Consider the following 20,581-nt stretch of genomic DNA (forward strand, 5'->3'; position numbering starts at 1 on the left):
GGCGGAGATACGGTCCGCCGTCGCCGACGCCCTCGCCGAGGAGCGCGAGCGCGAGCTGGCCGAGGCCCGGGCGTTCTGGGCCGCCCAGGAGGCCCGTGACGCCCGCGCCGAGGGCGCGCTGCTGGAGGGGCGCGGCACCGAGTACGAGGGGACCGGCCTCGACGCGGCGCTGCTCGACGCGCTGCTGGGAGGCGCCCCGGGCGGCGCGTACGAGGGCGAGGCGTTCGTGCCGCGCCAGCTCGACCGGGAGGGGTTCGAGCCGGGCCTGAACGCCCTGCCCGCCGGCCCGGTGCCCGGCGACGGGACCGAGACGGCCGCGGCCGGGGAGGCGGGCGCCCGGGGGACGGAGCCCGGCGGGACCGAGGAGACGGAGGCCGCCGGGGACGGCGGGACCGGCGAGGAGTGCGACCCCGACCCCGCCGAGCTGGCCGCGGCCCGCCGCCGCCACCCCTCCAACTCCGGCTTCGGCCTGGACGGCGAGCCCGTCGACCCCGTCCCCGCCGCCCGCGAGTCCACCCACCGGCGCCTGGCGGAGCTGGCCGACACCCGTACGCCGCTGACCGACGTGCGGCCCGGCCCGCTGGGCACGCTGGACATCTACGTCTTCGCCGACGGCACCACCGTCTGCATGGCGCCGGGCCACCGCGGGACCGCCGAACGGCTCGCCGCCGCGCTGCGGGAGGGCACCGCGCCGGTGCTGCTGGGCGGTTCCGGGGTCTTCGGCGCGTACACCCTGACCTTCGCCTGCGGGGAGGAGAACGTCTACGTCCTGGCGGACCGGATCATCGCCTCGCCCTGACCTCCGCGGCCTCCACCAGCGCCACGGCCTCGGCCAGCGCGGCCCCGGCAGCGGAGTCGGCATCGGGGCCGGCGCCGGGACCGGCCGTGCGCAGCGCCTCGGCGAGGTCGTGGCCGGCGACGGCGAGCTGGTCCCCGACGGCGAAGACGCCCGCGTCGGGCAGCTCGCGGGGGGCGCGGCCGGGGAACTCCACCTGCTGGGCGCGCCTGGCCAGCTCCCGGGCCAGCGCCAGTCCCTCGGCCGCGGCGCCCCGCGCCAGAGCGCTCTGCGGCATGGCGCGCAGCCGGTCGGCGAAGCGGTCCACGGCGGTGAGCAGAGGGGTCACGTCGAGCACGCCGCACACCCTATTCGCCGCCCGCGGACCGTTGCCAACCGGTGGACCCTGCGGCACGGTGCTGGGGGAGAGGACTCATCGCAAGCGTCCGGAGGCGCCGATGTCCCAGACCTTCTCCCCCGAGGAAATCCACCGGAACCTGCTCTCCCGCATCCCCCGCTGCACCGGCCGTGAAGTCTCCGACTGGCTCCGCACCGTCGCCGACGGCCCCTCCTTCCACCGTCCCGAGGACACGGCGAGCTGGCTGCGCCGCGAGCACCACCTCGCCTACGGCCACGCCAAGGCCCTCGCCCGGGAGTACGAGCTGCGGCGCGCGGCGCACACCCTCTAGCCGGACGCGCCGGTCCCGGCCATCCGCCAGGACCACTCCACGACCACCCGCCGCAGCCGCCCGCCGGGGCGGCGGACGCGAAGGGGCCCGCGAGGCATGGCGCCTCGCGGGCCCCTGTGCCGGCCGGCCGGACCACCGGGCCCGGCCGCCCGCTCAGTCGTTGCTCTGCAGGATGGCGACCAGCCGCAGGAACTCCAGGTAGATCCACACCAGGGTCATGGTCAGGCCGAAGGCGGCCAGCCAGGACTCCTCGCGGGGAGCACCGTAGGCGACGCCGTCCTCGACCTGCTTGAAGTCCATGGCGAGGAAGGCGGCACCGAGCACGATGCCGATGATGCCGAACAGGATGCCCAGGCCGCCGCTGCGGAAGCCGAGACCGTCACCGCCGCCGAAGACCGCGAACAGCAGGTTCACGGAGGTCAGCAGGAGGAAGCCGATCGCGGCCGCCATCACGTAGCGGTAGAAGCGCCGGGTGACGCGGATGATGCGGGCCTTGTACATGATCAGCACGCCGGCGAAGACCGCCATGGTGCCCAGCACGGCCTGCATCGCCGCGCCGCCCGCGATCCGGCTGTCGACGTAGTTGCTGATGGCCCCGAGGAACAGCCCCTCGAAGGCGGCGTACGCCAGGATCAGCGCGGGCGACGGCTTGCGCTTGAAGGACTGCACGAGGCCGAGGACGAAGGCGACCAGCATCGCGCCGATGGCCAGGCCGAGCGACAGGTCGGTGATCCACGCGACCGCCGCCATGGCGACGACCAGGCCCACCGTCATGGCGGTGCGGGCGACGACGTCGTCCATCGTCATCCGGCCGACGTGCGGCGGGGCCACCGGCGGGACACCGGTGGTCTGGGGCTGTGCGTACGGGTTGGTGGGCTGGGGCTGTGCGTACGGGTTGGCGGCGTACGGGTTCCCGGCCTGCGGCTGCTGCGTGGCGGTGAAACCCGCGTAGCCGTTGTCTCGGCTGAACCCCCGTCGCGAGAAGACCGGGTTGCTGCTCCTCATCTCACTCCTCCATGGCCGCACCGCGCGGCCCTTCCATCAGAGTAATGCTTTAGCAAAGACCGCACGGTAGTGCACTGAGCTGAACGTTGAAAGGAGTCGTAATTGTTCCGGTACCCGGCCGGACGTGGGAGGAAGCGCGGGAGAAGCCCGGCGTGTCCGGAGCCGGATCCGGGCCGCGTCCGGGGGCGCCTCTGACCTGCGGCGCCGCGCCGGCCTGCGGCGACCGGCCCGGACCGGACCGCCCCGCCCGGGGTTCCCCCGCAGAGCACCGGGCGAGAACACGTACGGGCGGGGCACGGGCGGAACACGAGCAGGAGGGGCATCGCCGCCGCACCGCCCGCAGGGGTGTCGAGTCCTCTTCCGGCTGGGCCGCCACCGCCGGGTGGTGGAGCGGGCGGTGCCCGGCCGGCTGCCGACGGCCGTACCGTCGCCACGGGCGCACGGCCGAGCACCTCCTGGTCCGCGTCGGCCTCGCCACAGCCCTCACCGGACACCGCGACTCGCCCGCCGAAGCGGCGCCCCACCCGGTCGGCGGTTGCCGGATCGGGGTCCACGCCCCTCCCGGGCCGACTCGAATCGATAGCCGCGGTTCTGCCGGGTGCGTCCCTGGCGGAGCCGGCCGGAGCGGTGGAGGTGGTCGAAGACGAGCCGGTCGACCGGGGAGACGCGCCCGCGGTCGGCGCAGGTGAGCCGGACGACCTCTTCCACCTCGCTGCTGGGGGTGAGCGTGCCCTGGTAGTCGGCGGTGTAGCAGGTCATGCGCACGGTGGTCCCGGCTGCGTGGCCGTGCGCTTGCGCTGCGAACGTGCCGACGTGTACGGCGCTGTCCGCGACGATGGCGACGGTGAGCTCTTCGCCGATCTCCCGGACGAGGGTCTGGACGTCGCTCTCACCGGGTTCGCGTTTGCCTCCGGGGATGTAGTGGACGTCCTTGCCGTGGGATCGCGTGCTGAGGATCCTGCCGCCTTCCAGCCTGAACCACGCGATCTTGTCGATGGAGGTCATGGGCGTCCTTGCGCTGGGAACGGTGGTCGGGACGTGTGGGAACGGCCGGTCGCCGAGCCCGAGGCGGTGAGGCCCGGCGGGTGGGCGGCACCGTCCGAACAGCGGGAAGTCGGCGCGTCGGGGCCAGAGGTCGCCGGCGCCGGCGAAGAGGCCGGCCGACCAGGACACCGCCACGGATGACGGCCACCGCCACCACGAGAGGCGCCTCGCGTTCCTCGAACGCACAGGGGTCTCCGCCCCGGTCCGTCCCGGCCTCCGCCGGGCCGCCGCCACTTCGCCCGGTGGCCGGTGGTCTCTCCAGCGCTGGTCTCACGGGCTCACGGGGTGCACGCCTGCCGTACGCCGAAGGTGGCGATACGCGTTCCCGGCGTGTTCCCACGCCCCTGAACGGGTGGGTCCGATCCGGTCGTTCTTCCAGGTAACGCAGCGTGAGGTCCGGTGTGCCCGGAGCCGGATTCGAACCGGCACGGCCTGTAGGCCAACGAGGTTTAAGCTCGTCGTGTCTGCATTCCACCATCCGGGCACCGGCTCATGGGCCGTACGGCTGCCTACGGCCCTCCCCTGGACGCTGAACGAGCCTATCCGTGGCGCCTGCCCGAACAATGGGGCCGCGTCTCGATGTTGTCTGATTTTATTGGCAACTGATGGCGCATCAGCGGCGCACGCCCCTCTCGCACGCAGCGCGCGCGACCCCGCCGGGTCGTCAGGAATGACGGAAAGTCGCTGCCCAGCCACGGCACGACATCGGGGTGTCCCTCCTCCCCAGGTATGAGCCGGGCCCCCGCCGTCCCCCTGGAGGCTCCCCCGGAGACCGGATCGGGGGCGGATGCGGCTGTCCGATTTCGCACGGACGATGGAAGGGATCCGTCAAGCCGTTGCGACAGGAGCCACGTTCCGTGACCACCAGCACCCACTCCGACGCCTCCTCCGCGCCCCCCGCCCCCGCCGGCGTCGCGGCCGCCCGCTGCCAGGACCTGACCAAGGTCTACGGCCAGGGGGAGACCCGGGTGGTCGCCCTGGACTCCGTCTCCGTGGAGTTCCGGCAGGGTCAGTTCACCGCGATCATGGGGCCGTCGGGTTCGGGCAAGTCCACGCTGATGCACTGCATGGCCGGCCTGGACTCGTTCACCAGCGGCTCGGCCTGGATCGGCGGCACCGAGCTGTCCGGCCTGAAGGAGAAGAAACTCACCCAACTGCGCCGCGACAAGATCGGCTTCATCTTCCAGGCGTTCAACCTGCTGCCGACGCTCAACGCCCTGGAGAACATCACCCTGCCGATGGACATCGCCGGCCGCAAGGTGGACAAGGGCTGGCTGGACCGGGTCGTGGAGACCGTCGGCCTGTCCGGGCGGCTGAAGCACCGGCCGAACCAGCTCTCCGGCGGCCAGCAGCAGCGCGTCGCGGTCGCCCGCGCGCTCGTCTCCAGGCCGGACATCGTCTTCGGCGACGAGCCGACCGGAAACCTCGACTCGCGCTCCGGCGCCGAGGTGCTGGGCTTCCTGCGCAACTCGGTGCGGGAGCTGGGCCAGACCGTCGTCATGGTGACCCACGACCCGGTGGCCGCCTCCTACGCCGACCGCGTCGTCTTCCTCGCCGACGGCCGGATCGTCGACGACATGGCCGACCCCACGGCCGAGGGCGTCCTGGACCGCATGAAGGCGTTCGACACCCGGGGCCGTACGAGCTGAGCCCGGGGCCGCCCGGCCCCTCCCTTTCCGGTTCCTTCCGGTCCCTCCCCGGCGCCCCCGCGGTCGCCGCGCCCCCGACGACACCAGGATCACGAGTACCCCATGTTCCGCACCGCCCTGCGCAATGTGCTCGCGCACAAGACCAGGCTGCTGATGACCACGCTCGCCGTCATGCTCGGCGTGGCGTTCGTCGCCGGCACCCTGGTCTTCACCTCCACCCTCTCGGAAGCCTTCCGCAAGAGCTCCGAGAAGGGCTTCGAGGCCGTCGACGTCGCCATCCGCCCCGACCACTCCGACGACGGCCCGGACGACAGGCCCGGCGCCGCCCCCGACCTCACCCAGGACCTGCTGGACCGGGCGCGGGAGCTGCCCGGCGTCGACGCCGCCACCGGATCGGTCTCCGGCTTCGCCGCGCTCGCCGGCAAGGACGGCAAGCTCGTCGGCCAGGGCTGGTCCACCCAGGGCGGCAACTACGACGCCGGGCCGGACGGCAGGGGCGAGGACCCGCGCTACGACCTGCGGGACGGCCGCGCCCCGCGGCGCGCCGGCGAGATCGCGCTGGACTCCAGGACGGCCGGGCGCACCGGCTACGGGGTCGGCGACACCGTACGGCTGTCCGTCAGCGGCCCGGTGCGCGAGGAGAAGGTCGTCGGCGTCTTCGACACCGACGACGGCAACGTCGCCGCGGGCGGCACCCTGGTGCTGTTCGACACCGCCACCGCCCAGCGGCTGTTCTCCGGGCCCGGCCGGTACGGCACGATCGTCCTCACCGCCTCGGACGGCGTGACGCAGCGGGAGCTGAAGGAGCGGGTCGAGGAGATCCTGCCGCGGCAGGCCGAGGCGGTCACCGGGCGGCAGCTCGCCGACGACCAGGCGCGCATGACCGAGGCGGGCATGGAGGACATGCGGACCTCCCTGCTGGTCTTCGCCGGGATCTCGCTGTTCGTGGGCGTCTTCATCATCACCAACACCTTCACCATGCTGGTCGCCCAGCGCACCAGGGAGCTGGCACTGCTGCGCGCGGTCGGCGCCGGCCGCCGCCAGGTGACCCGCTCGGTGCTGGTGGAGGCCGCGGTCGTCGGCGCGGTCGCCGCGGTGGTCGGGCTGGTGGCCGGCATCGGGATCGGGGCCGGGATGCGCTCGCTGCTGCGGTCCGCCGGTGCCACCATGCCGGACGGTCCGCTGGTGGTCCCCCCGTCCGCCGTCGTCGCCTCGCTGGTCGTCGGCGTCGCCGTCACCGTGCTGGCCGCCTGGCTGCCGGCGCGGCGCGCCGCGAAGGTCCCGCCGGTGGCCGCGATGGGCAGCGTGCACGCGCCCGCCACCGCCCGGAGCCTGGTCGTGCGCAACACCGTCGGCGCGCTCCTGGCGGGCGCCGGTACCGCGCTCGTCCTGGTCGCCACCGGCATGGACGACGGCGGCGAGCTGCCGATGGGGGCGGGCGCCGGACTGCTGGTGCTCGGCGTGTTCGTGCTGACCCCGCTGCTGTCCCGGCCGCTGATCGCCGCGGCGGCCCCGGTGCTGCGCGTGTTCGGCGTCTCCGGGAAGCTGGCGCGCCTCAACGCCGTGCGCAACCCGCGCCGGACCGCGGCCACCGCCGCCGCGCTGATGATCGGCCTCACCCTGATCACCGGGATGACCGTGGTCGCGGGCAGCGTCCAGAAGGGCATCGACAAGATGGCCACGGACGCGATCCGGGCCGACTACGTGGTCTCCATGGCCAACTTCCAGCCCCTGTCGCCCGAGGTCGAGCGGACGCTGGCCGAGCAGGAGGAGGTCACGGCCGTCAGCCCGATGCGCAACTCCCCGTCCCGGATCGGGAAGGACACGGAGTACCTCACCGGCGTCGACGGCTCCGTCTTCGGCGAGCTGACCGAACTGGACTTCACCCAGGGCTCCCTCAAGGGGCTGAAGGGCGACAGGGCCGTGGTGGACACGGACACCGCCGAGCGGCACGGCTGGCGGCTCGGCTCCGCCTTCGAGGTGACCTACGAGGACGGAAAGCGCGGCGAGCTGACCGTCTCGGGCGTCTACCGGGGCAACGAGATGCTCCGGGGCATCCTGCTCGACACCGGCACCCTCGACCCGCACATGGCCAGGCTCACCAGCATGCAGGTGATGGTGAAGACCGAGGGCGGCGCGAGCGAGTCCGCGAAGTCCTCGCTGGAGGAGGCGCTCGGCGACAACCCGGCCGTCCTCGTCCAGGACAAGAAGGACGTCTCCGAGTCCATCGCCCAGATGTTCACCCTGATGCTGAACATGCTCTACGGGCTGCTGGCCATGGCCGTGATCGTCGCGGTGCTCGGGGTGGTCAACACGCTGGCCATGTCGGTCTTCGAGCGGTCGCAGGAGATCGGGATGCTGCGGGCGATCGGCCTGGACCGCCGCGGCACCAAGCGGATGGTCCGGCTGGAGTCGCTGGTGATCTCCCTCTTCGGCGGGGTGCTCGGCGTGGGGCTCGGCGTGTTCTTCGGCTGGGCGGCCGGCGAGCTGATCTCCTCCTCGCTGCCCACCTACGAACTGGTGCTGCCGTGGGGCCGGATGGGCCTCTTCCTGGCCCTGGCCGCGCTGGTGGGCGTGCTGGCCGCGCTCTGGCCCGCGCGGCGGGCCGCACGGCTCAACATGCTGGAGGCCATCAAGACGGAGTGACGCCGCGCCCCCGCTCGGGGACGCCGCGCGGGGCCCCGGACCGCAACACCGGTCCGGGGCCCCGCCGCTGCTCTCCTCACCCCGCGCGCCTCACCGCCAGTCGCGGGTGCGCAGCGGGAATCCGGAGGCCCCGCTGTCCGGCGTGCGGACGGCCAGGACCTGGTTGACGCCGATGCGGTTGCGCTCGAAGGCGAGCGCGGAGGCCGCCATGTACAGCCGCCACACCCGGGCCCGGCCCGGTCCGGCCAGCCGGGCGGCCCGGGGGGCCTCGGCCTCCAGGTTGGCCACCCAGCGGCGCAGGGTCAGGGCGTAGTGCTCCCGGATCGACTCCAGGTCGCGGACCTCGAAGCCGGCCTCCTCCAGGGTCGTCACCGTGCGCCCCACGGGGGCCAGTTCGCCGTCGGGGAAGACGTACGCGTCGATGAAGGGGTCCGCCTCGTAGGCGTCCTCGTCCGGCAGCGGACGCCGGGCGATCTGGTGGTTGAGCAGGCGCCCGCCGGGCCGCAGCAGGTTGTGGAGGATGTCGGCGTACTGGCGGTAGCGCACCGCGCCGACGTGCTCGGCCATGCCGACGGAGGCGATGGCGTCGAACGGGCCGTCGTCGATCCGGCGGTAGTCCTGGACGCGGATGTCGATCCGGTCGGTGAGCCCGGCCTCGGCGACGCGCTTGCGGGCGTAGGTGGCCTGCTCCCGGGAGAGCGTGACGCCCACGGCCCGCACGCCGTACTCGCGGGCCGCGTGCAGCACGAGCGAGCCCCAGCCGCAGCCGACGTCCAGCAGCCGCTGGCCGGGCTTGAGGGCCAGTTTGCGGCAGACGAGGTCGAGCTTGGCCTGCTGGGCGTCCTCCAGCGTGGTGTTCTCGTCCTCGTCCCAGTAGGCGCACGAGTAGACCATGGACGGCCCGAGCACCAGGGCGTAGAAGTCGTTGCCGACGTCGTAGTGGTGGCTGATGGCGCGCCGGTCGCGGCCGAGGGTGTGCCGCAGCCCGGTGCGGCCCCGGACCTCCTCGCGGGGCGGGGGCGGCGGGGGCAGCGGACCGGCCAGCGCCAGGAGTTCGCGGCCGGCCGCGAGTCTGCGCGCGAGGGCGGCTCTGGGCGCGTCGTCCCGCTCCCACAGCAGCCCGGCCAGCCGCTCCAGGGCCTCGTACAGGTCGCCGTCGATGTCGAGTTCCCCGGCCACCCAGGCGCGGGCGAGGCCCAGCTCGCCCGGCTTCCACAGCATCCGCCGCAGCGCGCGCCGGTGCCGTACGACGAGGGTGGGCGCCCCGGGCGGCCCGGCCTCGCTGCCGTCCCACGCCCGCACCCGTACGGGCAGGGGCGCCCCCAGTGCCTTCTCGACAGAGTCCACCAGCCGTGCTGCCGCATGAGCCATGGTGCCCACCTTCCGTTGAGCCGACTGCTCCTCTCCAACACCAGAGCTACCCCTGTGCATCCCGCCACCCACGCCGCCACGCCACCGGGGCCACCCGCGCGGTGCGGCGGGCAGGGCCGTACGGGGGCGGGGCGGGCGCGGGAACGGCGAAGGGGCGCCCGTCCTTCCGCTGGTGGGAGGGGCGGGCGCCCCTTCGGGAGCGCTCGTCGGTTCCCCGGCCCGGCCGGGGAGGATCCGTCAGGAAGCCCTGGCCTTCGGCCGGGAGTCCTCGGCGACGGCCGAGACCGGGGCGGCGGCCTCGTAGAACTCCCCGCGCGGGTTCTCCATCGCGCCGAGGGAGACGACCTCGCGCTTGAGGAACATGCCGAGCGTCCAGTCGGCGAAGACGCGGATCTTGCGGTTCCAGGTGGGCATCGCCAGACCGTGGTAGCCGCGGTGCATGTACCAGGCCAGGCGGCCCTTGATCTTGAGCTTCATCTTCTTGCCGAGGACGATCATCGCCACGCCCTTGTGGAGGCCGAGCCCGGCCACCGCGCCCTTGTTGGCGTGCTTGTACTCGGTCTGCGGGAAGCCCCGCATGCCGGAGATGACGTTGTCGCCGAGCACCTTGGCCTGGCGCAGCGCGTGCTGGGCGTTCGGCGGGCACCACTTGCCCTCGCCCGCGGCGAGGTCCGGGATCTGGGCGTTGTCGCCCGCGGCCCAGATGTAGTCGGTGCCCTTGACCTGGAGCGTCGGCTCGGTGTCCACGTGACCGCGCGGGCCCAGCGGCAGGCCGAAGCGGGCCAGCGCCGGGTTGGGCTTCACACCGGCCGTCCACACGATGGTGTCGGAGTCCACCTCAAGGCCGTTCTTGAGCACCACGTGGCCGTCGACGCAGGACTCCATCGACGTGGACAGGTAGACCTCGACACCGCGCTTCTGGAGGTGCTCCAGGCCCCACCTGCCGAGCTGCGGACCGACCTCGGGCAGGATCTTGTCCGCGGCGTCGACGAGGATGAAGCGCATGTCCTCGCGACGGACGTTGTTGTAGTACTTGCAGGCGTCGCGCGCCATGTCCTCGACCTCGCCGATGGTCTCGGCACCGGCGAAGCCACCACCGACGAACACGAAGGTGAGCGCCTTGCGGCGGACCTCCTCGTCGTTGGTGGAGTCGGCCTTGTCGAGCTGCTCCAGGACGTGGTTCCGCAGCCCGATGGCCTCCTCGACGGTCTTCATCCCGATGCCGTGCTCGGCCAGGCCGGGGATCGGGAAGGTGCGGGAGACCGCGCCGAGCGCGATGACCAGGTAGTCGAAGGGCACCTCGTAGGGCTCGCCGACCAGCGGCGAGACCGTGGCGACCTTGCGGTCCTGGTCGATGCTCGTGACGCGCCCGGTGAGGACCTCCGCCTTGGACAGCACGCGCCGCAGCGGGACGACGACGTGCCGCGGGGAGATGGAGCCGGCGGCGGCTTCCGGCAGGAAGGGCTGGTACGTCATGTACGAGCGCGGGTCGACGACGGTCACGGTCGCCTCGCCGTACCGCATCTTCTTGAGGATGCGGCGCGCTGCGTACATACCGACGTACCCGCCACCCACTACGAGGATTCGCGGACGCTCCGTGGTGCTCATGCCATCGAGTATCCACCTCCGTCAGGGGGGTGGTTCGTGAGGGTCTTCACAAGCATTCCGGACACTTCTGCTACACTCCCCCGCCCCGTGAGCAGAGCCACACCCGGCCTCGGGAACCCATGCCCCTCACGGAACGTTGCACACCCCCTGTGAGCTGCGGCGTCTCTCCCGGTCCCGGCCTGTCGGCGGCACGGCGCCCCCCGGCGGCCACGGCACCGCGAGACCCCCGCAGCGGGCGGTTCCGGGCCGAGGCGGCCCGGAGGGGGTGCTACTGGTGAGTAATAGGGCCTGTTCCCGTGCTTTCCCTTGTGAAGAACTTCACGAACTTTTTCGGCGGACGTCCCGGCAAGGCCCTCCCGCGGGCTCCGGGCGGACCCCGGAGCGTCACCGGAGCAGCAGGTCGATCACTCCCGTGCCGCCCTCGTCGCCGTGCCCCTCGGCGACCCGGCGCTCCATCAGCTCCAGGTAGGGAGCCAGCAGTTCGGCGCTGACGCCCTGCTCCTCGGCCGTGCGCAGCAGCGTCGAGCTGCCCGCCGCCTGCATGGCCAGGGTGGCGACGACGCCCTCGGTGTAGTCGCCGCTCTCCAGGTGCCCGGCGACGCGGTGCGCGGCGGGCGCCATGGCGGTGAGCCAGGGGACGAGCAGCCGCGCGAAGTCCCCCGGCGCGATGTCCTCCCGGCGGACCAGCGCGAAGGCGTGCGCGATCCCGGCGTACATCCCGTACATCGCGCTCAGCAGCGCCACGTCGTAGAGCGCGGCGTGGCCGGGGTCCTCGCCGGCCCAGGAGGTGCCGGCCGGTACGGCCAGGGTCTCCCGGTGAGCCTCGAACAGGGCGCGGGAGCCGCTGTAGAGGACATAGGCCCCGGAGCCGGGAGTTCCGATCATCGGCGGTATCCCCATGATCCCGCCGTCCAGGAAGCGGGCGCCCCGCCTGCGGGCCCACTCGGCACGGGCGCGGGCCTGGCCGGGGGTGCCGGTGGTGAGGTTGACCAGGTCCCGGCCGTCGAGGTCGGCGTCCGCCAGCGCCCGGCCGACCGAGGCGTCGTCGAGCAGGCAGACCACCACCAGGCGGTTCGCGGCCACCGCCTCGGCGGCGCTCGCGGCGACGGACGCGCCCGCGGCGGCGAGCGGTTCGGCGCGTTCCGGGGTGCGGTTCCAGACGGTCAGCGGGTGCCCGGCCGCGAGCCAGGCGCGGGCGAGGGCGGTGCCCATGGTCCCGAGTCCGAGGAGGGTGAGGGGGGCGGTCCTGCCCGGCGCGGGGGTGGTGGTCATGGAGTCGTCGGTCATGCCGACTAGGCTCGTAGCCGGAGTGCAGGCGCTCAAGTACGTACTGTGAAGTACGTGGTTACCCCGGGGTGAGTGAGCAGGCAGGAGGGCGGGGCATGGCGACCTTGCGGAGGCCGGGCGCGTACATCTGCGGGATCGACGCGGCGATGGACGTGATCGGCGGGAAGTGGAAGGTACTGATCCTCTGGGCCCTCAACGAACGCCCCTGTCGCTTCGGCGAGTTGCGCAGGCTCCTGCCGGGGATCACCGAGAAGGTGCTCGCCTCCCATCTGCGGGAGATGGAGGCCGACGGCATCGTGCACCGCGAGGCGTACGACGAGGTGCCGCCCCGCGTCGAGTACTCGCTGACCCCGGTCGGCGTCTCGCTCAACCGGGCGCTGAAGCCGCTGGGCGCCTGGGGGCGTGAGCACGTGCTGGGGGGCACGCCGCACCCGTACGAGGCGGCGCACTAGCGCCCCGGCCGGGCACGTCCCCGCTCGGCCGCGGCCGTTCCCCCGCCGGGTCCGGCGGAGGAACGACGGCGCTTCCCGGGGCGGCGCGGGCCCGGAAGGCCCCGGTGCCGGTGCCGGGCGCCAGGCGCCGGGTCAGCGCGCGGCGCAGGAGTGGGCGATCCCGTCCAGGATGTCGTGCTCGCTCACCACGACCTCCCGGGCCCCGGTCCGCTCCATGATCGTCAGCAGGATCAGGGACCCGGCGCCGATCACGTCCACCCGGCCCGGGTGCATCACGGGGATCGCCGCGCGCTCGTCGTGGGTGGCGGCCAGCAGGCGTTCGGTGATCCCGGCCACCTGCTCGACGGTGATCCGGGAGTGGTGGATGGCGGACGAGTCGTACTCCGGCAGGTCCAGCGCGATGCCGGCGACGGTGGTGACCGAGCCCGCCAGGCCCACCAGCGTCCGGGCCTCGGCCAGCGGGACGGTCTTCTCGGCCAGGTCCAGGGCGGCTTCGATGTCGGCCTTCATGGCGGCGACCTGCCCGGGGGCGGGAGGGTCGGCGATCCTCCCGTCGCGCAGCAGGTGGCGCTCGGTCAGCCGTACGCAGCCGATGTCCACGCTGCGGGCGGCCCGTACGGCGTCCTCGCCCACCACGAACTCCGTGGACCCGCCGCCGATGTCCACCACCAGGTACGGCTTGGGGAGGTGGTCGCGTCCCGCCAGCTCCCTGGTGGCGCCGGTGAAGGAGAACGCGGCCTCCTGGTCACCGGTGATCACCTCGGGTTCGACGCCCAGGATGTCCACCACCCCGCGCACGAAGTCGTCCCGGTTCTCGGCGTCGCGCGAGGCGGAGGTGGCGACGAAGCGGGTGCGGTCCGGGGTGACGCCGTGTCCGCGGATCACCTCGGCGTACTCGCGGCAGGCCGCGAAGGTGCGCTCCAGCGCCTCGGGGGCCAGCCGCCCGGTGCGGTCCACGCCCTGGCCGAGGCGGACGATGGTCATCCGGCGGTCGAGGTCGGTCAACTCGCCGGTGGCCGGGTCGATGTCGGCCACGAGCAGCCTGATCGAGTTGGTGCCGCAGTCGACGGCGGCCACCCGTGTCGTCATCGTGCGTCCTCCCCGTCTTCTCCGTCCGGTCCGTCCGACTCGTTCGCCGGACCCGGCAGGTCCTCCTCGGTCACGCTCACGCACGGCCCCTTCCGCCACCACTCCGGCAGCATGGCGATCGCCTCGTCGCCCAGCGGGTTCACGCCCGGCCCCGCGACCAGGGAGTGGGCCACCAGGACGTGGAGGCACTTGACGCGGTCGGGCATCCCGCCCGCGCTGGGGAAGCCCTCCAGCACCTCGATCGCGTCGCGGCGGGCGATGTAGTCCTCGTGCGCCCGGCGGTACGCGGCGGCCAGTTCGGGATCGGTCCGGAGCCGCTCGGTCATCTCCTTCATCACGCCCTCGGCCTCCAGCGTGCCGATCGCGGAGGCGGCGCGCGGGCAGGTGAGGTAGTACGTCGTCGGGAAGGGCGTGCCGTCCTCCAGCCGCGGCGCCGTCTCCACCACGTCCGGCTGCCCGCAGGGGCAGCGGTGCGCGATGGCGCGCAGGCCGCGCGGCGGCCGGCCGAGCTGCTTCTTGAAGGCGGCGACGTCCGCGGCGGTGGGCTCGGTGCGCTCGGTGAGGGGCGGGGGCTTGTCCATGGGTGTCCAGGGTGGCTCGGGTGCTCGGTGCTTCGGGGGTGCTTCGGGGTGGGCCGCCGGGCGGCTCAGGGGCGCCGGTCCGCCTCGTCCACGCCGTCCCACAGGTGCCGGTACCAGGCCCGGTCGTCGGGCCCGGGATCGGACGTGGAGCGCCGGGAGCGGGTGGCCGCGCCGTCGGAGGTCCGGTCCGCGGACCGGCCGTCCGCGTCCTCGGGGAGGGTGTAGCCGATCTCGCCGGGGCGCACGTAGAGCAGGTGCTCGCGGATCATCCGCTCCACGTAGGCCGGGTCCTGCCAGCGGGCCTTCTGGTCGCGCAGCTCCTCGACGCGGCGGCGCTTCTCCTCGACCAGGCGCCGCTGTTCGGCGATCTCCGCGCGCTGCGAGACGTACTGCCGCATCGGGTAGGCGAGGGCGACGACCAGCGAGCACAGGACGAGGACGAGCAGGGCGGCGCGGCCGGTCAGCCGGCTGCGCCGCGGCGTGCGCATCCGGCGGTTCTGCGCGCGGTAGACGCGCTCCGCCGCCTGGGTGCCCAGCGCCCTGAGCCTGGTCGCGGTGGAGAACCGGTCCCGGTCCGCGGCCACCTCGCCTCCCTGTCGCCCCTGTCGTCGCCCGTGCGCGGCCGTCACACGGTCGTGCGGTGCGCGGCCGTGTGCCGCGCCGCCTCCCCGCCACCGTACGGGACGGCGGCGGGGAGGCGGGAGGGCCGCCCGGCCGGACGGCCGTGCTCACCGCTCCGCGGAGCGGCTGCGCTCACCGGCTCACTGGCCCGCGGGACGGAAGCGCGGGAACGCCGAGCGCCCGGCGTACACCGCGGCGTCGTCGAGGATCTCCTCGATGCGCAGGAGCTGGTTGTACTTGGCGACGCGCTCGGAGCGGGCCGGGGCGCCGGTCTTGATCTGGCCGCAGTTGGTGGCGACGGCCAGGTCGGCGATGGTGACGTCCTCGGTCTCGCCGGAGCGGTGGGACATCATGCACTTGAAGCCGTTGCGCTGGGCCAGCTCGACGGCGTCCAGGGTCTCGGTCAGGGAGCCGATCTGGTTGACCTTGACCAGCAGGGCGTTGCCCGCGCCCTCCTCGATGCCCCGGGCCAGGCGCTCGGGGTTGGTGACGAACAGGTCGTCACCGACGAGCTGGACCTTGTCGCCGAGCTCGGCGGTGATGGCCTTCCAGCCCTCCCAGTCCTCCTCGTTCAGCGGGTCCTCGATGGAGACCAGCGGGTACGCGTCGACCAGCTCGGCGTAGTACGCGGTCATCTCGGCGGCGGTGCGCTCCTTGCCCTCGAACACGTACTTGCCGTCCTTGTGGAACTCGGTGGCGGCGACGTCCAGGGCGAGGGCCACGTCCTGGCCGGGGGTGTAGCCGGCCTGCCGGATGGCCTCCATGATCAGGTCGAGCGCCTCGCGGTTGGAGCCCAGGTCGGGGGCGAAGCCGCCCTCGTCGCCCAGGCCGGTGGACAGGCCGCGCTCCTTCAGCACCTTCTTGAGGGTGTGGTAGACCTCGGTGCCCCAGCGCAGGGCCTCGGAGAAGGACTCCGCGCCGATGGGGGCGATCATGAACTCCTGGATGTCCACGTTGGAGTCGGCGTGCGCGCCGCCGTTGAGGATGTTCATCATCGGCACCGGCAGCAGGTGGGCGTTCGGGCCGCCGAGGTAGCGGAACAGCGGCAGGTCGGACGCCTCGGAGGCGGCGTGCGCGACGGCCAGCGAGACGCCGAGGATGGCGTTGGCGCCGAGGGAGGACTTGTCCGGGGTGGCGTCCAGGTCGAACATCGCCTGGTCGATCAGGCGCTGCTCGGTGGCGTCGTACCCGACCAGTTCCGGGCCGATCTGTTCGATGACGGCGAGGACGGCCTTCTCGACGCCCTTGCCGCCGTAGCGGCCCTTGTCTCCGTCACGCAGTTCCAGGGCCTCGAAGGCGCCGGTCGAGGCGCCGGACGGAACGGCCGCACGGCCGGTGCTGCCGTCGTCGAGGCCGACCTCGACCTCGACCGTGGGGTTGCCTCGCGAGTCGAGGATCTCGCGGGCCACTACGACGTCGATGGACGGCACGAGGGTCTCCTTCGTGTATGTCGGGCATGTGTGTCGGGTCTCAGCTCCCTGAGCCTATCCGCCCCGCGCACGCCACCCGGCCGACAGCCCGTGCCGTATGGCGTAACGGCGGATGAAACCGCAGTTCAGAAAGGGTGTCGACGCTTTGTTTCCAAATTGAATAAACCCGGTGCGGCGCGCCCTCCGCACAGGAGGTGACACACCGCACCGGGCCGGCGCCGCCGGGTGACCGGCCGGGCGGGCCGGACGCGCGTCAGACGCTGAGCCGCTGGCCCGGGAAGATCAGGTTGGGGTCGTCGCCGATCACGTCGCGGTTGGTCTCGTGGAGGTGCTGCCAGGTGGTGCCGTGGGCCGCGGCGATCTCGCGGAGGGTGTCGCCCGGCCGCACGGTGTAGGTGCCGTCCTCCGCGTCCTCCCCGTCCTCCGCGTCCACCTCGTCCGCCGCGTCCGTCCCGTCGTCGCCGTGGTGCTCCCCGGCGGCCGGGAGCGGGACCTGGGGCCCGGGCTGCCCGGAGTGGTGCTGCCAGGAGTGCTGCCGTCCGGAGCGGGACTGCCCGGAGTGCGCCCCGCCGCCCTGCGGCTCCACGTCCGCCGCGGGCCCGCCGGCGGTGAGGCCCCCCTCTTCGGCGCAGCCCCAGGCGCGTGGGCCCTGCATCGCCAGCAGGCGCTCGGCGACGGCGATCTGCTGCTCCCTGGTGGCCAGGTCGGCGCGCGGGGCGTACTGGGTGCCACCCGCCGCCTCCCAGCTCGACTGGGAGAACTGCAGGCCGCCGTAGTAGCCGTTGCCGGTGTTGATGGACCAGTTGCCGCCGGACTCGCACTGGGCCACCCGCTCCCAGGTGTCCACGGACGCCGCCGAGGCGTCCGTGGCTCCCGACAGCGGAACGGCGATGGCGGCGCCCGCCGCGCCGGTCAGCGCGGCCGCGCGGACGGCCTTGGCGGTACGGCTGTCGTGACCCTTGCCAGTGAACAGCATGGACGTTCCTCTCACCGGCGCCTGCGAGGTGAGCTGTCGGGTTCGGACCGTGAGCAGCCCGGTCGCGCGGGGGCGTCCCCGCACGACTTCACCCCGAGCCGCCCGGGCCGTACGGACCGGAGCGGCGCCTACCTGGTTCCCCCGCTCCTGCCATCGGCGCTGGCGCGACGACTGCCCACCGGCCGCCGGCAGGATTCGGCGCTGCGGTCGGTGGCACTCGCGGTCGCGAGCGAGATGACGGTAAGCACACCAGGGCATATACCTCAAAGCATGTCAGAACCCAGCCATTCACCCTTCCTGACGCGTAGAAGGATATAACCGCCCAGGTCAGGCATTGAGCGTTAGCCCGTACAGAAAGGACACGCCGGAATAACCCGGGAGGGTCAGCCGAGGCCTTGGCCGAGGGTGAGCTCCTGCCCCGGAAGGATCAGGTCGGGGTCCTCGCCCACGACCTCCTTGTTGGTCTCGTACAGCTCGGTCCAGCCGCCCGAGACCCGGTGCTCCTCGGCGATCCGCGAGAGCGAGTCGCCGGGCTGCACGCGGTAGCCGTCGTCCGCGGTGAGGGCGCCCTCGCCGGCCGCGCGCCCGGAGGAACGGTCGGTGCGGGCGTCCGCGGCCCCGGACCGCTCGTCCCGTACGCCGCCCGGCTCACCGCCCGGCACGGCCTCCTGACCGTCCGCCGGACGTCCCTGCTCCCGCTCCAGCCCCACCTCGCGCGGGTCGCGCTCGCCGCGGTGCTTCCCGGTGCCCGCCCCCGGGTCGGCGGCGGACTCCTCGCGCGACCCGCCGCCGGGGGTCTTCTCCGTCCGGCCCTTCTCCGCCGCTCCGTCGGCCGGGGCCGTACCGGGGTCGGCGTCGGCGCCGGCGGCGGCGTCAGTGCCGGGGTCGGAACCGGTGCCGGCCGCGGGGTCGTCCGCGTCCCGGGAGCCGTCGGTGCTCCCCGCCTTTCGTTCGGTCTTCCGTTCGGTCTTCCGTTCGGTCTTCCGTTCGGCGGACGGGGCGGAGGGCTCCTCCTCGGGCTGGAGGAGGTTGCCCGGGTCGATGGCGGGCGCCTCGCCCGTGGAGTCGTAGCGCAGCCCGGCGTTGACGCCGCACGAGGGCCAGGCGTCCGGCCCCTGGTCGGCGAGGATCTTCTCGGCCACCGCGATCTGCTGGCTGCGGCTGGCGAGGTCGGGGCGCTCGGCGTAGGCCGTGCCCCCGTACTGCTCCCAGGTCTCCTGGGTGAGCTGGAGACCGCCGTAGTAGCCGTTGCCGGTGTTGGCGCTCCACAGCCCGCCGCTCTCGCACTGTGCGACCCGGTCCCAGGTTTCGACGTCGGCTGCCTGGGCGCTCGTCGCACCGAGGAGGGGCATGGCGAGTCCCGCGCCGGTCATCCCTGCGGTGACGAAGATGGCGGGCGCCTGGCGGGGGCGGCGGTGTCTACCGTTCCCGGAGAGCATGTGTGGGGCCTCTCGTGCTGGGGGAGTCAACTGGGTTGGGCAGTTGACGGCTGAAAGTAGCGCCCAAATCCGATCATCACAAGCGAGTGTCGCGTAGATCACGTGGAGATCACATACGTGACGGAGTGTCACGTGCGTGCCGGTTCGAACTCCACCGGCAGTTCCCGCAGCCCGCGCATGATGAGTCCGCCGCGCCACCGCAATTCGGACGGTTCCACCGCGAGCCGCAGGTCAGGAAGGCGTCCGAACAGGGTGGCCAGGGCCGTCCGCCCCTCCAGCCGGGCCAGCGGCGCCCCCAGGCAGTAGTGGATGCCGTGACCGTAGCCGAGGTGCTGGTTGTCACGCCGCGTGAGGTCGAGCCGGTCGGGGTCGGCGAACCGCGCGGGGTCGCGGTCGGCGGCGGCCAGCACCACCAGCACCGGGTCGCCGGCCTCGACGCGCTGCCCGCCGATCGTCAACGGCTCGGTGGCGAACCGCCAGGTCGCCAGCTCCACCGGCCCGTCGTAGCGCAGCAGTTCCTCCACCGCGCTCCGCAGCAGCTCGGCGTCGCCGGCCGCCAGCGCGTCCTGGAACAGCCGCCGCTGCTCCGGGTGGCGCAGCAGCGCGTACGTGCCGTTGCCGATGAGGTTGACGGTGGTCTCGAACCCGGCGAACAGCAGGATGAACGCCATCGCCGCGGCCTCGTTCTCCGTCAGGTGCTCGCCGTGGTCACTGGCCCGGATCAGCCCGGAGATCAGGTCGTCGCCCAGGTCGCCGCGTTTGCGGTGGATCAGGTCGGCCAGGTAGGCGCGCATCCGCTTCACCGCCCGGCCCACACCGCCGCGCGGTCCGCCGCCGTGACGGATCATCATGCCCGCCCAGTCGCGGAAGTCGTCCTGGTCCTCGGCCGGGACGCCGAGCATGTCGCAGATGGCGTAGATGGGCAGCGGGAAGGCGAACTCGTGGATGAGGTCGGCGTGCCCGCGCTCCGCGAAGCCGTCGACGAGCCGGTCGGCCAGCTCCTGCACGCGCGGCGCGAAGGCCGCCACCCGGCGCGGGGTGAACGCCTTGGACACCAGCCGCCGCAGCCGGGTGTGGTCGGGCGGGTCGATGTTGAGCAGGTGCGTCATCAGGTTCGCGCTGCGCTCTCCCGGAATCCCCACCTTCCCCCTGTCGTGGGCGGCCTCGCTGTGGTGGACGGGGTTCTTGCTCAGCCGCGGGTCGGCCAGCACCTCGCGCGCGTCGGCGTACCGCGTCACCAGCCACGCCTCCACGCCGCTGGGCAGCACGGTCCGGTACACGGGCGCGTGCTCGCGCAGCCAGGCGTACGCCGGGTACGGGTCGGTGGCGAATTCGTGGGTGAACAGGGCGGGCATGGGTGGGGGAGACGCTGCGGGCATGGGTGGGGGAGACGCTGCGGGCATGGGCGGCGTCCGGTCGGCGGCTCTCTCGTCGTGCACGTCCTCGACGCTAACCCGGCCGGTGCCCCGGCTCCCGCCCCGCCCTCTCCTGGCCCCTCACGGCCCCGGACGCGAGCGGCTGATTGCCCGGCCGCCCGGCGGGTACGGCGGGAAGGACAGACCGGAACATAACCGGATGTAAACCAATGGACACGGACAAGCCTCCGGAAGGAGGTCGCGGTGCCTTCGCAGTCCTACCCCCCTCCGCAGGACTGGGGCCCCTCCTCACAGGGCTGGGATTCCTCCTCGCAGGGCTGGGATTCCTCCTCGCAGGGCTGGGATTCCTCCTCGCAGGGCTGGGATCACCAGGGGCCCGAGCCGCCGCCCCCGCCCCAGCAACCTCCACCGCCTCCGCCGCCTCCGCCGGTTCCCGCCGAGCGGCCCCGTGACGGCATGGGGATCGCCGCCTTCGTCCTCGGGCTGATCGCCCTGGTGACGTTCTGGACGATCCTCCTGGGCGTGGTGCTGGGGGTACTGGCG

Annotated in this window: 18 protein-coding genes, 1 tRNA gene, 1 pseudogene and 1 riboswitch; of the genes and pseudogenes, 6 read left to right on the forward strand and 14 right to left on the reverse strand. The window is 73.2% G+C overall.

The genetic code is table 11. The features are described from left to right. Positions 1-799: hypothetical protein (locus VE546_RS27560; protein WP_324927150.1), on the forward strand; the 799-nt coding region annotated here is incomplete at its 5' end. Here the strand turns inward: VE546_RS27560 and VE546_RS27565 are convergent. Beyond that, positions 783-1,133, reverse strand: coding sequence for a hypothetical protein (locus VE546_RS27565; protein WP_324927153.1), 351 nt, complete (start codon positions 1,131-1,133; stop codon positions 783-785). The genes VE546_RS27560 and VE546_RS27565 overlap by 17 nt on opposite strands. A 100-nt stretch (positions 1,134-1,233) precedes the next feature. Between VE546_RS27565 and VE546_RS27570 the strand changes: the two genes are divergently transcribed. Next, positions 1,234-1,464 (forward strand): DUF4287 domain-containing protein, encoded by a 231-nt coding sequence (locus VE546_RS27570; RefSeq protein ID WP_324927157.1) that lies wholly within the window; start codon positions 1,234-1,236, stop codon positions 1,462-1,464. A gap of 153 nt (positions 1,465-1,617) precedes the next feature. Here VE546_RS27570 and VE546_RS27575 read toward each other — a convergent pair whose 3' ends face one another. The 3 genes from VE546_RS27575 to VE546_RS27585 all read right to left on the reverse strand — a co-directional run bounded on the left by VE546_RS27575 (position 1,618) and on the right by VE546_RS27585 (position 3,997). Beyond that, entirely contained in the window at positions 1,618-2,469 is an 852-nt protein-coding gene (locus VE546_RS27575; protein WP_324927160.1) for a Bax inhibitor-1/YccA family protein, read from the reverse strand. A 483-nt stretch (positions 2,470-2,952) separates the two neighbouring features. Continuing rightward, a complete protein-coding gene (locus VE546_RS27580) occupies positions 2,953-3,474 on the reverse strand; it encodes an NUDIX domain-containing protein (protein ID WP_324927163.1) in 522 nt (173 codons plus the stop codon). A 441-nt stretch (positions 3,475-3,915) separates the two neighbouring features. Next, positions 3,916-3,997 (reverse strand) — tRNA-Leu (locus tag VE546_RS27585). A 373-nt stretch (positions 3,998-4,370) separates the two neighbouring features. Between VE546_RS27585 and VE546_RS27590 the strand changes: the two genes are divergently transcribed. After that, the gene (locus VE546_RS27590; protein WP_324927166.1) at positions 4,371-5,162 is read left to right on the forward strand and encodes an ABC transporter ATP-binding protein; all 792 of its coding nucleotides are present in this window, start codon (positions 4,371-4,373) and stop codon (positions 5,160-5,162) included. 102 nt (positions 5,163-5,264) lie between these two features. After that, positions 5,265-7,808, forward strand: coding sequence for an ABC transporter permease (locus VE546_RS27595; protein WP_324927169.1), 2,544 nt, complete (start codon positions 5,265-5,267; stop codon positions 7,806-7,808). Between the two features lie 90 nt (positions 7,809-7,898). On the opposite strand, the gene VE546_RS27600 is transcribed toward VE546_RS27595, so the two are convergent. The 3 genes from VE546_RS27600 to VE546_RS27610 form a co-directional block, all read right to left on the reverse strand. Continuing rightward, entirely contained in the window at positions 7,899-9,179 is a 1,281-nt protein-coding gene (locus VE546_RS27600) for a cyclopropane-fatty-acyl-phospholipid synthase family protein (protein WP_324927172.1), read from the reverse strand. 237 nt (positions 9,180-9,416) lie between these two features. Continuing rightward, on the reverse strand, positions 9,417-10,787 hold the full coding sequence (locus VE546_RS27605; RefSeq protein ID WP_324927176.1) for an NAD(P)/FAD-dependent oxidoreductase: 1,371 nt from the start codon (positions 10,785-10,787) through the stop codon (positions 9,417-9,419). 384 nt (positions 10,788-11,171) lie between these two features. Further along, positions 11,172-12,074: an NAD(P)-dependent oxidoreductase gene (locus VE546_RS27610; RefSeq protein ID WP_324927179.1), complete on the reverse strand. Its 903-nt coding sequence runs from the start codon at positions 12,072-12,074 to the stop codon at positions 11,172-11,174. Between the two features lie 95 nt (positions 12,075-12,169). Between VE546_RS27610 and VE546_RS27615 the strand changes: the two genes are divergently transcribed. Then, positions 12,170-12,526 (forward strand): helix-turn-helix domain-containing protein, encoded by a 357-nt coding sequence (locus tag VE546_RS27615; RefSeq protein ID WP_324927182.1) that lies wholly within the window; start codon positions 12,170-12,172, stop codon positions 12,524-12,526. A 132-nt stretch (positions 12,527-12,658) separates the two neighbouring features. On the opposite strand, the gene VE546_RS27620 is transcribed toward VE546_RS27615, so the two are convergent. The 7 genes from VE546_RS27620 to VE546_RS27650 all read right to left on the reverse strand — a co-directional run bounded on the left by VE546_RS27620 (position 12,659) and on the right by VE546_RS27650 (position 20,065). After that, positions 12,659-13,615: a Ppx/GppA phosphatase family protein gene (locus VE546_RS27620; protein WP_324927185.1), complete on the reverse strand. Its 957-nt coding sequence runs from the start codon at positions 13,613-13,615 to the stop codon at positions 12,659-12,661. Continuing rightward, positions 13,612-14,196 carry a DUF501 domain-containing protein gene (locus tag VE546_RS27625; protein WP_324927188.1) on the reverse strand — a complete coding sequence of 195 codons (585 nt, stop codon included), beginning with the start codon at positions 14,194-14,196 and terminating at the stop codon, positions 13,612-13,614. The genes VE546_RS27620 and VE546_RS27625 overlap by 4 nt, the downstream gene beginning before the upstream one ends. 65 nt (positions 14,197-14,261) lie before the next feature. After that, positions 14,262-14,780 (reverse strand): septum formation initiator family protein, encoded by a 519-nt coding sequence (locus tag VE546_RS27630; protein ID WP_324927191.1) that lies wholly within the window; start codon positions 14,778-14,780, stop codon positions 14,262-14,264. 177 nt (positions 14,781-14,957) lie between these two features. After that, complete coding sequence (gene eno, locus VE546_RS27635) at positions 14,958-16,247, reverse strand: phosphopyruvate hydratase (RefSeq protein ID WP_324927195.1); 1,290 nt, start codon at positions 16,245-16,247, stop codon at positions 14,958-14,960. A 253-nt stretch (positions 16,248-16,500) separates the two neighbouring features. Next, positions 16,501-17,223: a transglycosylase family protein gene (locus tag VE546_RS27640; protein ID WP_324927198.1), complete on the reverse strand. Its 723-nt coding sequence runs from the start codon at positions 17,221-17,223 to the stop codon at positions 16,501-16,503. A gap of 3 nt (positions 17,224-17,226) precedes the next feature. Next, a riboswitch (cyclic di-AMP (ydaO/yuaA leader) is annotated at positions 17,227-17,392 on the reverse strand. Between the two features lie 214 nt (positions 17,393-17,606). Then, positions 17,607-18,596, reverse strand: a complete 990-nt coding sequence (locus VE546_RS27645; RefSeq protein ID WP_324927201.1) for a transglycosylase family protein — start codon at positions 18,594-18,596, stop codon at positions 17,607-17,609. Between the two features lie 194 nt (positions 18,597-18,790). Then, positions 18,791-20,065, reverse strand: coding sequence for a cytochrome P450 (locus VE546_RS27650; RefSeq protein ID WP_324927203.1), 1,275 nt, complete (start codon positions 20,063-20,065; stop codon positions 18,791-18,793). Positions 20,066-20,281: 216 nt separating this feature from the next. On the opposite strand from VE546_RS27650, the pseudogene VE546_RS27655 reads away from it, so the two are divergent. Beyond that, positions 20,282-20,581: pseudogene (locus tag VE546_RS27655) on the forward strand (hypothetical protein); the annotation flags it as partial.

Source organism: Streptomyces sp. (assembly GCF_035644915.1).
Classification (GTDB): Bacteria; Actinomycetota; Actinomycetes; order Streptomycetales; family Streptomycetaceae; genus Streptomyces.